The 15,880-nt window shown below is 72.2% G+C and carries 15 protein-coding genes; all 15 read left to right on the top strand.

All coding sequences use genetic code 11. The features are described 5' to 3' along the window. Nucleotides 1-54 precede the first annotated feature (54 nt). On the top strand, nucleotides 55-732 hold the full coding sequence (gene pgsA / locus AC3ERT_RS10315) for a phosphatidylinositol phosphate synthase (protein WP_335975738.1): 678 nt from the start codon (nucleotides 55-57) through the stop codon (nucleotides 730-732). Next, nucleotides 729-1,739 (top strand): phosphatidylinositol mannoside acyltransferase, encoded by a 1,011-nt coding sequence (locus tag AC3ERT_RS10310; protein WP_435173710.1) that lies wholly within the window; start codon nucleotides 729-731, stop codon nucleotides 1,737-1,739. The genes pgsA and AC3ERT_RS10310 overlap by 4 nt, the downstream gene beginning before the upstream one ends. Further along, the gene (locus AC3ERT_RS10305; RefSeq protein ID WP_335975747.1) at nucleotides 1,736-2,875 is read left to right on the top strand and encodes a glycosyltransferase family 4 protein; all 1,140 of its coding nucleotides are present in this window, start codon (nucleotides 1,736-1,738) and stop codon (nucleotides 2,873-2,875) included. Before AC3ERT_RS10310 ends, AC3ERT_RS10305 begins: the two co-directional genes overlap by 4 nt. Nucleotides 2,876-2,937: 62 nt before the next feature. Then, on the top strand, nucleotides 2,938-3,486 hold the full coding sequence (locus tag AC3ERT_RS10300; protein WP_435173709.1) for a LemA family protein: 549 nt from the start codon (nucleotides 2,938-2,940) through the stop codon (nucleotides 3,484-3,486). Nucleotides 3,487-3,590: 104 nt separating this feature from the next. Further along, complete coding sequence (gene pdxS, locus AC3ERT_RS10295) at nucleotides 3,591-4,505, top strand: pyridoxal 5'-phosphate synthase lyase subunit PdxS (protein WP_488179795.1); 915 nt, start codon at nucleotides 3,591-3,593, stop codon at nucleotides 4,503-4,505. A 7-nt stretch (nucleotides 4,506-4,512) separates the two neighbouring features. Further along, on the top strand, nucleotides 4,513-5,106 hold the full coding sequence (pdxT, locus tag AC3ERT_RS10290) for a pyridoxal 5'-phosphate synthase glutaminase subunit PdxT (RefSeq protein WP_435173707.1): 594 nt from the start codon (nucleotides 4,513-4,515) through the stop codon (nucleotides 5,104-5,106). A 65-nt stretch (nucleotides 5,107-5,171) separates the two neighbouring features. After that, nucleotides 5,172-5,924 carry a YebC/PmpR family DNA-binding transcriptional regulator gene (locus AC3ERT_RS10285; protein WP_335975765.1) on the top strand — a complete coding sequence of 251 codons (753 nt, stop codon included), beginning with the start codon at nucleotides 5,172-5,174 and terminating at the stop codon, nucleotides 5,922-5,924. Nucleotides 5,925-6,069: 145 nt separating this feature from the next. After that, a complete protein-coding gene (gene ruvC / locus AC3ERT_RS10280; protein WP_435128177.1) occupies nucleotides 6,070-6,681 on the top strand; it encodes a crossover junction endodeoxyribonuclease RuvC in 612 nt (203 codons plus the stop codon). Beyond that, on the top strand, nucleotides 6,678-7,301 hold the full coding sequence (ruvA, locus tag AC3ERT_RS10275) for a Holliday junction branch migration protein RuvA (protein ID WP_335975772.1): 624 nt from the start codon (nucleotides 6,678-6,680) through the stop codon (nucleotides 7,299-7,301). Before ruvC ends, ruvA begins: the two co-directional genes overlap by 4 nt. 130 nt (nucleotides 7,302-7,431) lie before the next feature. After that, on the top strand, nucleotides 7,432-8,511 hold the full coding sequence (gene ruvB / locus AC3ERT_RS10270; RefSeq protein WP_435128175.1) for a Holliday junction branch migration DNA helicase RuvB: 1,080 nt from the start codon (nucleotides 7,432-7,434) through the stop codon (nucleotides 8,509-8,511). Nucleotides 8,512-8,675: 164 nt separating this feature from the next. After that, on the top strand, nucleotides 8,676-9,185 hold the full coding sequence (yajC, locus tag AC3ERT_RS10265; RefSeq protein ID WP_335975779.1) for a preprotein translocase subunit YajC: 510 nt from the start codon (nucleotides 8,676-8,678) through the stop codon (nucleotides 9,183-9,185). 76 nt (nucleotides 9,186-9,261) lie between these two features. Beyond that, nucleotides 9,262-11,064 (top strand): protein translocase subunit SecD, encoded by a 1,803-nt coding sequence (gene secD, locus AC3ERT_RS10260; protein WP_335975781.1) that lies wholly within the window; start codon nucleotides 9,262-9,264, stop codon nucleotides 11,062-11,064. After that, the gene (gene secF, locus AC3ERT_RS10255) at nucleotides 11,064-12,245 is read left to right on the top strand and encodes a protein translocase subunit SecF (RefSeq protein WP_335975785.1); all 1,182 of its coding nucleotides are present in this window, start codon (nucleotides 11,064-11,066) and stop codon (nucleotides 12,243-12,245) included. Before secD ends, secF begins: the two co-directional genes overlap by 1 nt. 127 nt (nucleotides 12,246-12,372) lie before the next feature. Then, nucleotides 12,373-12,933 carry an adenine phosphoribosyltransferase gene (locus AC3ERT_RS10250; RefSeq protein ID WP_335975788.1) on the top strand — a complete coding sequence of 187 codons (561 nt, stop codon included), beginning with the start codon at nucleotides 12,373-12,375 and terminating at the stop codon, nucleotides 12,931-12,933. 228 nt (nucleotides 12,934-13,161) lie between these two features. Continuing rightward, a complete protein-coding gene (locus tag AC3ERT_RS10245) occupies nucleotides 13,162-15,789 on the top strand; it encodes a RelA/SpoT family protein (protein WP_435173705.1) in 2,628 nt (875 codons plus the stop codon). Nucleotides 15,790-15,880 lie beyond the last annotated feature (91 nt).

The raw sequence follows: 15,880 nt of genomic DNA, 5'->3' as shown, positions 1-15,880 counted from the left end.
GACTGTCGAGCAGCCCGTCCCCGTTCCGAACTCCACCGACCTGTCGGGAAGGCCATGCTGAACAAGTACGCGCGTGCGTTCTTCACGCGTGTTCTCACGCCGTTCGCCGGATTCCTCCTGCGCAAGGGGGTGTCGCCGGACACGGTGACCCTGATCGGCACCGCGGGTGTCGTCGCCGGCGCACTGGCCTTCTACCCCAGGGGCGAGTTCTTCTGGGGCACCGTCGTCATCACCCTGTTCGTCTTCTCGGACCTGGTCGACGGCAACATGGCCCGCCAGGCGGGCCGCTCCAGCCGCTGGGGCGCGTTCCTGGACTCCACCCTGGACCGGGTCGCCGACGGCGCCGTCTTCGGCGGCCTGGCGCTCTGGTACGCCGGCGGCGGCGACAACCTCGTGCTGTGCGCGGTCACCATCTTCTGCCTCGCCAGCGGCCAGGTGGTCTCCTACACCAAGGCGCGCGGCGAGGCGATCGGCCTGAAGGTCGCGGTCAACGGCCTGGTCGAGCGCTCCGAGCGGCTCGTCATCACCCTGGTGCTGTGCGGCTTCGCCGGCTTCCACCGCACCTTCGGGGTGCCCGGCATCCAGTGGGTGCTGCCGATCGCCCTGTGGGTCGTCGCCGTCGGCAGCCTGGTCACGCTGATCCAGCGGGTCGTCACCGTGCACCGCGAGGCCGCGGAGGCCGATGCCGCCGAGGCGGAGAAGCGGGCGGTCAGCCAGGGGAGCAGCGTGTGAAGGAGCGCCTCACCGACGGCCTGTACGGGCTCGGCTGGAGCGCGGTGAAGACCCTGCCGGAGCCGGCGGCACGCGCGCTCGGCCGGACCGTCGCCGACGCCGCGTGGCGGCAGCGCGGCAAGGGCGTGCAGCGGCTGGAGGCGAACCTCGCCCGCGTGGTGCCCGGCGCCGGCCCGGAGCGGCTGCGCGCGCTGTCCCGCCAGGGCATGCGCTCCTACCTGCGGTACTGGATGGAGTCCTTCCGGCTGCCGGCCTGGAGCAAGGACCGCATCCGCACCGGCTTCGCCCCGCAGGACGTGCACTGGCTCACCGACGGGCTCGCCGCCGGGCGCGGAGTCATCCTCGCCCTGCCGCACATGGGCAACTACGACCTCGCCGGCGCCTGGGTCACCACCAAGCTGGAGACCCCGTTCACCACCGTCGCCGAACGGCTCAAGCCCGAGACCCTCTACGACCGGTTCGTCGCCTACCGCGAGGGCCTGGGCATGGAGGTCCTGCCGCACACCGGCGGCGCCGCGTTCGGCACCCTGGCGCGGCGGCTGCGCGCGGGCGGCCTGGTCTGCCTCGTCGCCGACCGGGACCTGTCCAAGAGCGGGGTCGAGGTCGACTTCTTCGGCGAGAAGACCCGGATGCCCGCCGGGCCGGCGATGCTCGCCCAGCAGACCGGCGCGCTGCTGCTGCCGGTCACCCTCTGGTACGACCAGTCGCCGGTCATGCAGGGCAAGGTGCACCCGCCGGTCGAGGTCCCGGCCGACGGCGACCGGGCGAGCCGCACCGCGGTGATGACCCAGGTGCTGGCGAACACCTACGAGTCCGGGATCGCCGAGCACCCCCAGGACTGGCACATGCTGCAACGGCTCTGGCTGAGCGACCTGCCGCAGCGCGCCGCCGTCGAACCCGCTGCCGAGCCCGCTGCCGGGACGGTCACCGTCGAGACGGCCGCGGCCACCGCCACCGACCCGGCCGTCGCCGCGCCGGACGAGAGCCCCGGGACGGAGCGGCCTTGAGGATCGGGATCGTCTGCCCGTACTCCTGGGACGTCCCAGGCGGCGTCCAGTTCCACATCCGCGACCTCGCCGAGCACCTGATCACGCTCGGGCACCACGTGTCCGTGCTGGCCCCGGCCGACGACGAGACGCCGCTGCCGCCGTACGCGGTCTCCGCCGGCCGCGCGGTGCCCGTGCCGTACAACGGCTCCGTGGCGCGGCTGAACTTCGGCTTCCTGTCGGCCGCACGGGTCCGGCGCTGGCTGCACGACGGCGGGTTCGACGTCATCCACATCCACGAACCCACCTCGCCCTCGCTCGGGCTGCTCGCCTGCTGGGCCGCCCGCGGCCCGATCGTGGCGACCTTCCACACCTCCAACCCCCGCTCGCGCGCCATGATCGCGGCCTACCCGATCCTCCAGCCCGCGCTGGAGAAGATCAGCGCGCGGATCGCGGTCAGCGAGTACGCCCGCCGCACCCTGGTCGAGCACCTCGGCGGCGACGCGGTCGTCATCCCCAACGGCGTCGACGTCGGCTTCTTCGCCGCCGCGCGGCCCCGGCCCGACTGGCAGGGCGACACCATCGGGTTCATCGGGCGGATCGACGAGCCCCGCAAGGGGCTCCAGGTCCTGATGCGGGCGCTGCCCGGGATCATCGAGCGCCGCCCCGGCGCCCGCCTCCTGGTGGCCGGGCGCGGCGACCAGCGCGAGGCCCTGGAGCCGCTGCCGCCCGAACTCCACGGCCACGTCGAGTTCCTGGGGATGGTCAGCGACGAGGACAAGGCGCGGCTGCTGCGCAGCGTCGACCTGTACGTGGCGCCCAACCTCGGCGGCGAGAGCTTCGGGATCATCCTCGTCGAGGCGATGTCCGCGGGCGCGGTGGTCCTCGCCACCGACCTCGACGCCTTCGCGCAGGTGCTCGGACAGGGCAGCGCGGGCGAACTGTTCCCCAACGGCGACGCCGCCGCGCTGGCGGACGCCGCGGTACGCCTCCTCGGGGACGACGCCCGCCGCGAAGAGCTGCGCGGCCGCGCCTCGGCGCACGTACGGCGCTTCGACTGGTCCGTGGTCGCCGCGGAGATCCTCTCGGTCTACGAAACGGTCACGGTCGGCACGGAGTCCGTCCACCCCGACCGCCCGGGCTTCCCCGCCACCTGACCGCCCGCCGCACGGCGCCGTCGCGGCGGATCGCGGCCGCCCGGGGGGAATAGGGTGCCGCGGTGACCACCGTGATTTGCGTCGTAGCCGCACTGATCCTGCTCGGGCTCTACCTCAGCTGGACCGCGGGCCGCCTGGACCGCCTGCACGCCAGGATCGACGCGGCCCGCGCCGCGCTCGACGCGCAACTGCTGCGCCGCGCCTCGGTCGCGCAGGAACTGGCGACCGCGGGCGTCCTGGACCCGGCCGCCTCCATCGTGCTGTACGAGGCCGCGCACGCGGCCCGCCAGGCCGAGCCGGACGGGCGGGAGGTCGCCGAGAGCGAACTGAGCCAGGCGCTGCGCGCGGTGTTCGCCGAGCCGGACACGCTCGCGGCGGTCCAGGCGGCGCCCGGGGGCGCCGAGGCGGTCGGCGAGCTGACCCGCTCGGTGCGCCGCGTGCCGATGGCCCGGCGCTTCCACAACGACGCGGTGCGCGCCGCGCGCGCCCTGCGCCGCCACCGCGTGGTGCGCTGGCTGCGACTGGCCGGCCACGCCCCGTTCCCGCTCGCCTTCGAGATGGACGACGAGCCGCCGGTCCTGCTCACCGCGGAGGGCGCCACCACCGCATAGGAGCATCCGCGGGAGCCACCTGCGCCGAATTGGCCCTTTTCGGTGGTCCACGCGCCGCCGGACGATGGATGCACAAGCCATCCACAGCCTGGAGTGAGGTCACCTTGTCCACCGCTTCCCCGTCCTCCGCAGCGTCCCCCGAGACCGGCACCGCGCGCGTCAAGCGCGGCATGGCCGAGCAGCTCAAGGGCGGTGTGATCATGGACGTCGTCACGCCCGAGCAGGCGCGGATCGCCGAGGACGCCGGCGCGGTCGCCGTCATGGCGCTGGAGCGGGTGCCCGCCGACATCCGCAAGGACGGCGGCGTGGCCCGCATGTCGGACCCGGACATGATCGACGGCATCATCAGCGCCGTGTCGATCCCGGTGATGGCCAAGTCCCGGATCGGCCACTTCGTCGAGGCCCAGGTGCTCCAGTCGCTCGGCGTGGACTACATCGACGAGTCGGAGGTGCTCACCCCGGCCGACGAGGTCAACCACTCCGACAAGTGGGCGTTCACCACCCCGTTCGTGTGCGGCGCCACCAACCTCGGTGAGGCGCTGCGCCGGATCGCCGAGGGCGCGGCGATGATCCGCTCCAAGGGCGAGGCCGGCACCGGCAACGTCGTCGAGGCCGTCCGCCACCTGCGGCAGATCAAGGGCGAGATATCCCGGCTGCGCGGCCTGGACCACAACGAACTGTTCGCCGCCGCCAAGGAGCTGCGCGCGCCCTACGAGCTGGTCCGCGAGGTCGCCGAGCTCGGCAAGCTGCCGGTCGTGCTCTTCTCCGCCGGCGGTGTGGCCACCCCCGCCGACGCGGCGCTGATGCGCCAGCTCGGCGCCGAGGGCGTCTTCGTGGGCTCGGGCATCTTCAAGTCCGGCGACCCGGCCAAGCGCGCCGCGGCCATCGTCCGCGCCACCACCTTCTTCGACGACCCGAAGGTCATCGCGGACTCCTCCCGCAACCTCGGCGAGGCGATGGTCGGCATCAACATCGACACGCTGCCGGAGTCCGAGCACTACGCGAACCGCGGCTGGTAAGGCGACGATGACGAGCTCTCCCACCATCGGCGTCCTGGCCCTCCAGGGCGACGTCCGGGAGCACCTGGCGGCCCTGGCCGCGACGGACGCCGCGGCCACGGCGGTCCGGCGCCCGGAGGAACTGGCCGGGCTGGACGGCCTGGTGATACCCGGCGGCGAGTCCACCACCATCTCCAAGCTCGCCGCGCTCTTCGGGCTCACCGAGCCGCTGCGGGACGCGATCCGCGGCGGACTGCCGGTCTACGGCACCTGCGCCGGGCTGATCATGCTCGCCGACAAGATCCTGGACCCCAGGTCCGGGCAGGAGACGTTCGGCGGCATCGACATGATCGTGCGCCGCAACGCCTTCGGCCGGCAGAACGAGTCCTTCGAGGCGTTCGTCGACGTGCGGGGCGTGCCCGGCGGACCGGTCGAGGGCGTCTTCATCCGCGCGCCGTGGGTGGAGTCGGTCGGCGCGGACACCGAGGTGCTCGCCGAGTACGGCGGCCACATCGTCGCGGTGCGGCAGGGGAACGTGCTGGCCACGTCCTTCCACCCGGAGCTGACCGGCGACCACCGGGTGCATGAACTCTTCGTGTCCGCCGTGCGCGCGGGGAGCTGACCGTATCCCGGTAGGATCGGGCGCGCGACGAAGAACAGTACTGGTGACGCGAAGGAGACTGTCGGATGTCCGGCCACTCTAAATGGGCTACGACGAAGCACAAGAAGGCCGTGATCGATGCCAAGCGCGGCAAGCTCTTCGCGAAGCTGATCAAGAACATCGAGGTCGCGGCCCGGACCGGCGGGGCCGACCCGGACGGCAACCCGACGCTCTTCGACGCCATCCAGAAGGCGAAGAAGAGCTCGGTACCGAACAAGAACATCGACAGCGCGGTCAAGCGCGGCGCGGGCCTGGAGGCCGGCGGCGCCGACTACCAGACGATCATGTACGAGGGCTACGGGCCGAACGGCGTCGCCGTCCTCATCGAGTGCCTGACCGACAACCGCAACCGCGCCGCGTCCGACGTGCGGGTGGCGATGACCCGCAACGGCGGCTCGATGGCCGACCCGGGCTCGGTGTCCTACCTGTTCAACCGCAAGGGCGTGGTGATCGTCCCCAAGGGCGAGCTGGGCGAGGACGACGTGCTCGGCGCGGTGCTGGACGCCGGCGCCGAGGAGGTCAACGACCTCGGTGAGTCCTTCGAGGTGATCAGCGAGGCCACCGACCTGGTGCCGGTCCGCAAGGCCCTCCAGGAGGCCGGGATCGACTACGACTCCGCCGACGCCAACTTCCTGCCCACCATGCAGGTCGAGCTGGACGAGGACGGGGCCCGCCGGATCTTCAAGCTGATCGACGCGCTGGAGGACAGCGACGACGTGCAGAACGTCTTCGCCAACTTCGACGTCTCGGACGAGGTCATGGAGAAGGTCGACGCCTGACGCGGCGCCTGACGCGACGTCAGGGAGGGGCCGGCGGGGACACACCCCGCCGGCCCCTCCGCTGTTTGTCGGTGCCAACCGCTAACCTGCACGAACAGGTTGGCGAACGACCGCCGACCGCGGCGGACGCGCGGGAAGGGGCGGCATGCGGGTGCTCGGCGTGGACCCGGGGCTGACCCGGTGCGGTGTCGGTGTGGTCGACGGCGTGCCCGGCCGGGCGCTGGCGATGGCCGGCGTCGGGGTGATCCGCACCCCGTCCGACGCGGAGATCGGCCACCGGCTGGTGCTGATCGAACGCGGCCTGGAGGAGTGGCTCGACGAGCACCGCCCCGAGGCCGTCGCCGTCGAGCGCGTCTTCAGCCAGCACAACGTCCGCACCGTGATGGGCACCGCCCAGGCCAGCGCGGTCGCCATCCTGTGCGCCTCCCGGCGCGGCCTGCCGGTGCACCTGCACACCCCCAGCGAGGTCAAGGCGGCCGTCACCGGCAGCGGCCGGGCCGGCAAGGAGCAGGTCGGCGCCATGGTGACCCGGCTGCTGCGGCTGGACGCCCCGCCCAAGCCCGCCGACGCCGCCGACGCCCTCGCGCTCGCCATCTGCCACATCTGGCGCTCCCCGGCCACCAACCGCCTCCAGCGGGCCGTGGCCGGGAACCGCCTCCAGCAGGCCGCCGCGGCCCACCGCGCCGCCGTCCGACCGCCCGCCGCACCCGTACACCCCGTGCCTTCCGCACCCAGCAGCCAGGAGCCCACCGCGTGATCGCCTTCGTCAGCGGCCCGGTGGCCGCACTCGCCCCGGACTCCGCGGTCATCGAGGTCGGCGGGATCGGCATGGCGGTCCAGTGCGCGCCCGGCACCCTGTCCGCGCTGCGGCTCGGCGAGCCCGCCCGGCTGGCGACCTCGCTGGTGGTCCGCGAGGACTCCCTGACGCTCTACGGCTTCGCCGACGACGACGAGCGGCAGGTCTTCGAGCTGCTCCAGACCGTCAGCGGGGTCGGCCCCCGGCTGGCGCAGACCATGCTCGCCGTGCACAGCCCCGACGCCCTGCGCGCCGCTGTCGCGGCTGGGGACGAGAAGGCGCTGACCGCCGTGCCCGGCATCGGCAAGAAGGGTGCCCAGCGGCTGCTGCTGGAGCTCAAGGACCGGCTGGGGGCGCCGGTGGGCGCCGCGGGCGCCCCGGCGGCCGGGAGCGCGGCCCGCGCGGCCGCCCCGCCGTCCTGGTCCGAGCAGCTGCTCACCGCGCTCGTCGGGCTCGGCTACGCGCCGCGCGAGGCGGAGGAGGCGGTGACCGCGGTCACCCCGCAGGCCGAGGCCGCCGCCGAGCCGAACGTCGGCACACTGCTGCGCGCGGCCCTCCAGACCCTCAACCGCACCCGCTGACCGCACCCCGACCCGCCTGCCGCCCCCACGCCCCGCCCGACCCGCACCCTGACCGATCCGCACCCTGACCGACCCGAGACCGGCCGCGAACCCCGACCGCCTGCCGACCGCCCGACCCGAGAGACCTGCCATGAACTGGGACGACGCCCCCGCCGACACACCCGACCGGCTGGTCGGGTCGGCCGCCGACCACGACGACCAGGCGGTCGAGGCGGCGCTGCGGCCCAAGGAGCTCGACGAGTTCATCGGCCAGGAGCGGGTCCGCCAACAGCTCGACCTGGTGCTCAAGGCCGCCCGCCAGCGCGGTGCCACCGCCGACCACGTACTCCTGTCGGGTGCACCCGGGCTCGGCAAGACCACTCTTTCGATGATCATCGCCGCCGAGATGTCCGCGCCGATCCGGATCACCTCGGGCCCGGCCATCCAGCACGCCGGCGACCTCGCCGCGATCCTCTCCTCGCTCACCGAGGGCGAGGTGCTCTTCCTCGACGAGATCCACCGGATGTCCCGGCCCGCCGAGGAGATGCTCTACATGGCGATGGAGGACTTCCGGGTCGACGTGATCGTGGGCAAGGGGCCCGGCGCGACCGCGATCCCGCTGGAGCTGCCGCCCTTCACCCTGGTCGGCGCCACCACCCGGGCCGGGCTGCTGCCGCCGCCGCTGCGCGACCGGTTCGGCTTCACCGGCCACATGGAGTTCTACGCCCCCGCCGAACTGGAGCGGGTCATCCAGCGCTCGGCCGGCCTGCTGGACGTGGCGATCGACACCGACGGCGCCGCCGAGATCGCCGGCCGCTCCCGCGGCACCCCCCGGATCGCCAACCGGCTGCTGCGCCGGGTCCGCGACTACGCACAGGTACGGGCCGACGGCGTGGTCAGCCGCGAGGTCGCCGCCCGGGCCCTGGAGGTCTACGAGGTCGACGGCCGCGGCCTGGACCGGCTGGACCGGGCGGTGCTGCACGCGCTGCTGAAGCTCTTCGGCGGCGGCCCGGTCGGCCTGTCCACGCTCGCGGTCGCGGTGGGGGAGGAGCGGGAGACCGTCGAGGAGGTCGCGGAGCCCTTCCTGGTCCGCGAGGGACTGCTCGCCCGCACCCCCAGGGGCCGGGTGGCGACCCCCGCGGCCTGGTCCCACCTGGGCCTCGTACCGCCCCAGCAGGGCGGGGGGACGAGTCAGGGCGGAACCGGACAGACCGGCCTGTTCGGTCCCTGACCTCCGCTAGACTCCTACGATCAGGAACCCCCATGCAATGCTGGGCGTTGTTCCATCGGCGAGCCAGCGCTTAGACTCCGCCGACGCCCTTCCTCTGGATCGGCACCCACATCCCGAAATCCAGGCCATCCCCCACGTTGGCCGTGCGAAGGAATGTCCACACCGTGAGCATCGGAATTCTCCTCCCCCTGATCCTGATCATCGGCGTCATGTTCATGATGACCCGGTCGCAGAAGACCAAGCAGCGCCAGGCGTTGGAGATGCGCAACAAGATGGAGCCGGGCACCGGCGTGCGCACCATCGGTGGCATGTACGCCGTGGTGAAGGAGGTGAACGAGGAGACCGTCCTGCTGGAGATCACCGACGGTGTCCACGCGCACTTCACCAAGTCCGCCATCGGCACGGTGCTCTCCGAGGAGGAGTTCAACCGGATCGTGCACGGCATCGAGCCCGAGGAGCCCGCGGGGCTCGACGACGACGCCGTGAGCGACGCCGACGCGGCCGCGGGGGACGCCGCGCCGGCCGACGGTGCGACGGACGCGGACGCCGCCGAGGGCGGCGAGGAGCAGGTCAGCCTCGACAAGTCCGAGGAGGCCGCGGCCCCGTCCTCGACGGACGCGCCCGCCGCCGAGGACGGGGCCGCCAAGGAGCCGAACGGCTCCGCCGCGAAGTAAGCGTCCTGCTTCATCCACTCGTGGCCGCCCCCGGGCCCGCATGCCCGGGGGCGGTAGGACAGGGAGAGACAACAAGGTGGCAGCAGCCAAAAAGGGCCGTAGGTCCTCGGGGAGCCAGGGGTACCCCGGGCGCGCTCTGGCCGTGATCCTCATCGCCCTGGTGGCGCTGACCGGGGGGATCTTCCTCTCCGGCCACAAGACCCCGCGGCTCGGCATCGACCTCGCCGGCGGCGTGGAGATCACGCTGACCGCCAAGCCCGACCAGGGCAAGGCCGTCACCAAGGCGAACATGAACACCGCGGTCAACATCATCAACAACCGCGTCAACGGCCTGGGCGTCTCCGAGGCGGAGGTGCAGACCCAGGGGAACGACAACATCATCGTCGACATCCCCAAGAGCACCAACGCCGACCAGGCCGAGCAGCAGGTCGGCACCACCGCCCAGCTGTACTTCCGGCAGGTCCTCGCCGACGGCGACGGTTCGCCGACCGCGACGACGACGCCGACGCCCACGCCCACCGGCTCCGCCACCAGCAAGTCGTCCAGCACCGCCAGCCCGAAGGCCACCTCGAGCGCGACGGCCTCCAGCACCGGCAAGTCCACCGCGACCCCCTCGTCCACCAGCAGCCAGGGCCGCGCGGTCACCGACGCCCTGAAGTCCGGCACGGACAAGGCCCCGACCCCGCAGGCCACCGCCACGGCGTCGAGCAGCGCCTCGGACGGCACGACCGACACCAGCGGCACCAGCACCAGCACCACCGACGCCACCTCCGGCGTCTCGGCTGCGCTCCAGGCCAAGTACGAGGCGCTGGACTGCACCAAGCCCGCCCAGCGCGCCAAGGCCAGCGAGGGCACCAAGCCCACCGACAACGTGATCGCCTGCGGCCAGATCGACAAGCAGTGGGTGAAGTACCTGCTCGGCCCGTCCCAGATCGACGGCAAGCACGTCACCAGCGCCAACGCGGTCTTCGACACCCAGAGCGGCAACGGCTGGGTGGTCAACCTCAGCTTCGACTCCAAGGGCTCCTCGCAGTTCACCAGCGTCACCAAGAACCTCGCGGCGCAGTCCTCGCCGAACAACCAGTTCGCCATCGACCTCGACGGCAACGTGGTGTCGGCCCCCTCGGTGTCCTCGACCCTGTCCGGCGGCACCGCGCAGATCTCCGGCAGCTTCACCCAGCAGTCCGCCACCGACCTGGCGAACGTGCTGAAGTACGGCTCGCTGCCGCTGGCCTTCAACATCTCCGACAAGACCACCGTCTCTGCCGCGCTCGGCGGCGAGCAGCTGCGCGGGGGCATGATCGCCGGCGCCGTCGGCCTCGCCCTCGTGGTCATCTACCTGCTGGCCTACTACCGCGGCCTGAGCTTCGTCGCGGTGCTCAGCCTGGTCGTCTCCGCCGCACTGACCTACACGATCATGTGCCTGCTGGGTGAGGCGGTCGGATTCGCGCTGAACCTGCCCGCGGTCTGCGGTGCCATCGTCGCCATCGGTATCACCGCCGACTCGTTCATCGTCTTCTTCGAACGGATCAGGGACGAGCTACGCGACGGCAGGACGCTGCAACCCGCGGTGGCCCGCGGCTGGCCGCGCGCCCGGCGCACCATCCTGGTGTCGGACTTCGTGTCCTTCCTCGCCGCCGCGGTGCTCTACGTCGTGTCCGTCGGCAAGGTCCGGGGCTTCGCGTTCACGCTCGGCCTGACCACCCTGCTCGACGTCGCCGTGGTCTTCCTGTTCACCAAGCCGCTGATGACGATCCTCGCCCGCCGCGCCTTCTACGCCAAGGGCCACAAGTGGTCCGGCCTCAACCCGGAGAGCCTCGGGGTCAAGGCACCGCTGCGCCGTATCCGCCGCCAGTCCTCCGAGACGAAGGAAGCCTGATGTCCAAGCTCGGCACTCTCGGTCACCGGCTGCACCGGGGCGAGGTCAGCTACGACTTCGTCGGCAAGCGGAAGATCTGGTACTCGATCTCCATCCTGGTCACGATCGTCGCGATCATCGGCCTGGTGGTGAACGGGCTCAAGGAGAGCATCGACTTCTCCGGCGGAGCGGTCTTCAACACCCCGAAGACGTCCCTGTCCGTCTCCGACGTGCAGAACAAGATCTCCGGGGACACCGACGGCCGCGACGCGACCGTGCAGAAGCTCGGCAACGGCAGCATGCGCATCCAGGTGGCCGGGCTCTCCACCGACCAGTCGAAGAAGGTCCAGAAGGAGATCGCCGCGGACCTGAAGATCCCGGCGTCGAAGATCGACGCCGAGATCGTCGGCCCGAGCTGGGGCAAGGAGATCACCCACAAGGCACTGGAAGGCCTGATCATCTTCCTGGTGCTGGTGGTCATCTACCTCGCCATCGCCTTCGAGTGGCGCATGGCGCTGGCCGCCCTCGTCGCCCTCCTGCACGACCTCACCATCACCGTCGGCGTCTACGCGATCGTCGGCTTCGAGGTCTCGCCCGGCACCGTGATCGGCCTGCTGACCATCCTCGGTTACTCGCTCTACGACACGGTCGTGGTGTTCGACGGGCTGAAGGAAGCCAGCAAGGACATCACCAAGAAGAACACCTCCACCTACAGCGAGGTCGCCAACCGCAGCCTCAACAGCACCCTGGTGCGGTCGATCAACACCACGGTGGTCGCGCTGCTGCCGGTCGCCGCGCTGCTGTTCATCGGTGGCGGCATCCTCGGCGCCGGCATGCTCAACGACATCGCGCTCGCGCTGTTCGTCGGCCTCACCGCGGGCGCGTACTCCTCGATCTTCATCGCGACCCCGATCGTGGCGGAGCTGAAGGAGCGCGACCCGCAGATGAAGTCGCTGCGCAAGCGGGTGCTCGCCAAGCGCGCGTCCGACGCGGCGAAGGCGAAGGCCCGGGCCGCCGCGGGCGAGTCCGCGGCCGACGAGCCCGAGGACGAGCAGCCCGAGGACGGCGAGGAGGACGCCGCGGCCGCGGTCGTCGGCCCGCGCGCCACCGGCAGCAGTGACTCCGGGGTCCGCCCGAACCGCAGCCAGCCGTCCAACCGGGGCAGCCGCGGCCGCGGCCGCCCCTCCGGCAAGCGCCGCTGAGCCCTCGCCCGCCGCCGCCCGGGAGTACCCGCCGGGCGGCGGCGGGCGTTTTCCCGCCCGCGCACCGAGCCCGAGTACCGAGCCCGCGCGCACCGCGCACCGCGCACCGAGCACCGAAAGAAGCATCATGACGACGACGGAAGCCGCCTCCCCCGAGCTGCGGGACCTGCTGCTCTCCCGTATCCGCGACGTGGCGGACTACCCGCAGCCCGGGGTGGTCTTCAAGGACATCACCCCGCTGCTGGCCGACCCGGTGGCGTTCAACGCCCTGGTCGACGCGCTCGCGGAGCTGTGCACCCGCCACGCGGCCACCAAGATCGTCGGCCTGGAGGCGCGGGGCTTCATCCTCGCCGCGCCCGCCGCCGCCCGCGCCCGGCTCGGCTTCGTACCGGTCCGCAAGGCCGGCAAGCTGCCCGGACCGACGCTGGCGCAGGGCTACGCGCTGGAGTACGGCACCGCCGAGATCGAGGTGCACGCCGACGCCTTCGGGCCCGGCGACCGGGTGATCGTCATCGACGACGTGCTCGCCACCGGCGGCACCGCCGAAGCCGCGCTCGACCTGATCGCGCGCACCGGCGCGAGCGTCGTCGGCGTCGCGGTCATGCTGGAGCTGGGCGCGCTCGGCGGCCGGGAGCGGCTCGCCCCGGTCCTGAAGGATGTCCCGCTGGACGCGCTCGTCGTGGTCTGAGCGGTCCGCAGCGGATCGGCCGCCCCCGGGCCGCCGCAGGGCCGCGCAGGCCCGTACGGCGCCCCTGAGGCGCTTCGCCGGCGTACGGCGTGCCCGGCGCGGCGTACGGACCGGCGTACGCCGGTGCGTGTGCGCCGGCCGGGCCGGGCGGAGCCGCCTTGCTCCGCCGCGCGCCCGCCGGGTGCCGCCGCTCGTTACCATGGGACTTCGACCGCGTGAGGAGTGCCCTTGCCAGACCAGGCCCAGCCGCTCGACGCCGCCGACGGGACCGCCCAGGGGACGGGCCCGGCCGACGGGCGCCGGGGCACGCCTGCGACCGGCGCGCCGGCGCCCGCTCCCACCCCCGAGTCCGCGCCCCCGCCCGCCGGGGCCCACCCGAGCTCCGACAGCGGCGCCGGCAAGGCCGCCGACCAGGCCAAGGGTGCCGACCAGGCCAAGGGCGACCAGGGCAAGGGCGCCACGCTCGCGCCCAAGTCCGGCCCGGCCCCCGCTCCCGCGCCCACCCCCGCCGCCCTGCGGCCGGTGCGTACCCCCGGCAGCGTCGCCCCCACCCGGCCCGGCGCCTCCTCCAGCCGGGTCCGCGCCCGGCTCGCCCGCCTCGGCGTGCAGCGCTCCAGCGCGTACAACCCGGTGCTCGAACCCCTGCTGCGGGTCGTGCGCGGCAACGACCCCAAGGGCGACAGCGCGCAGCTGCGGCAGATCGAGGCCGCCTACCAGGTCGCCGAGCGCTGGCACCGCGGCCAGAAGCGCAAGAGCGGCGACCCGTACATCACGCACCCGCTGGCGGTCACCACCATCCTCGCCGAGCTGGGCATGGACCCCGCCACCTTGATGGCCGGGCTGCTCCACGACACCGTCGAGGACACCGACTACGGCCTGGACCAGCTGCGCCGCGACTTCGGCGACCAGGTCGCCCTGCTCGTCGACGGCGTCACCAAGCTGGACAAGGTCAAGTTCGGCGAGGCCGCGCAGGCCGAGACGGTGCGCAAGATGGTCGTCGCGATGGCCAAGGACCCCCGGGTCCTGGTGATCAAGCTCGCCGACCGGCTGCACAACATGCGCACCATGCGCTACCTCAAGCGGGAGAAGCAGGAGAAGAAGGCCCGCGAGACGCTGGAGATCTACGCCCCGCTCGCCCACCGGCTGGGCATGAACACCATCAAGTGGGAACTGGAGGACCTCGCCTTCGCGATCCTCTACCCGAAGATGTACGACGAGATCGTCCGCCTCGTCGCCGAACGCGCCCCCAAGCGGGACGAGTACCTGGCCGTGGTCACCGACCAGGTCCAGCAGGACCTGCGCGCGGCCCGGATTAAGGCCACCGTCACCGGGCGCCCGAAGCACTACTACAGCGTCTACCAGAAGATGATCGTCCGCGGCCGGGACTTCGCCGAGATCTACGACCTGGTCGGCATCCGGGTCCTCGTCGACACCGTCCGGGACTGCTATGCCGCGCTCGGCACCATCCACGCGCGATGGAACCCGGTCCCCGGCCGGTTCAAGGACTACATCGCGATGCCGAAGTTCAACATGTACCAGTCGCTGCACACCACCGTGATCGGCCCCAGCGGCAAGCCCGTCGAGTTGCAGATCCGCACCTTCGACATGCACCGCCGCGCCGAGTACGGCATCGCCGCGCACTGGAAGTACAAGCAGGAAGCGGTGGCCGGCGCCTCCAAGGTGCGCACCGACAGCCCGCGTTCGGACAAGAAGGACGACGCGGTCAACGACATGGCCTGGCTGCGCCAGCTGCTGGACTGGCAGAAGGAGACGGAGGACCCGGGGGAGTTCCTGGAGTCGCTGCGCTTCGACCTGTCGCAGAGCGAGGTCTTCGTCTTCACGCCCAAGGGCGACGTGATAGCGCTGCCTGCCGGCGCTACCCCGGTCGACTTCGCCTACGCGGTGCACACCGAGGTCGGGCACCGCACCATCGGCGCCCGCGTCAACGGCCGCCTGGTGCCCCTGGAGTCGACCCTCGACAACGGCGACACCGTCGAGGTGTTCACCTCCAAGGCGTCCGGCGCCGGGCCGTCCCAGGACTGGCTGGGCTTCGTCAAGTCACCCCGGGCCCGCAACAAGATCCGCGCGTGGTTCTCCAAGGAGCGCCGCGAGGAGGCGGTCGAGCAGGGCAAGGAAGCGATCGCCCGCGCGATGCGCAAGCAGAACCTGCCGATCCAGCGGGTGCTGACCGGCGACTCGCTGGTCACCCTCGCGCACGAGATGCGCTACCCCGACATCTCGGCGCTCTACGCGGCGATCGGCGAGGGCCACATCACCGCGCAGTCCGTGGTGCAGAAGCTGGTCGACGCGCTCGGCGGGGAGGACGGCGCCACCGAGGACATCGCCGAGATCACCACCCCCACCCAGGGCCGCACCAAGCGGCGGAAGAACGCCGACCCGGGCGTCATCGTCAAGGGCGAGAGCGACGTGTGGGTGAAGCTCTCCCGCTGCTGCACCCCCGTCCCGGGCGACCCGATCATCGGCTTCATCACCCGGGGCAACGGCGTGTCGGTGCACCGCGCCGACTGCGTCAACGTCGAGTCGCTCTCGCAGCAGCCCGAGCGGATGATCGACGTCGAGTGGGCGCCCACCCAGTCCTCGGTCTTCCTCGTCGCGATCCAGGTCGAGGCGCTGGACCGGGCCCGGCTGCTCTCCGACGTCACCCGGGTACTGTCCGACCAGCACGTCAACATCCTGTCCGCGGCGGTGCAGACCTCCCGCGACCGCGTCGCGATCTCCCGCTTCACCTTCGAGATGGGCGACCCCAAGCACCTCGGCCACGTCCTCAAGGCGGTCCGCGGTGTCGAGGGCGTCTACGACGTCTACCGCGTCACCTCAGGCCGCCAGCAGCGCTGAACGGCCGCCCGCCACCCGGGACACGAAGAGGTCCCCCGCGCCACGGGCGCGGGGGACCTCTTTCTCTGGTGGATGCCGGCGTCAGCCTCCG

Source organism: Actinacidiphila sp. bgisy145, assembly GCF_057708125.1.
Note: the sequence above shows the minus strand (reverse complement) of the source record. Positions and strands in the feature narration are given on the sequence as shown.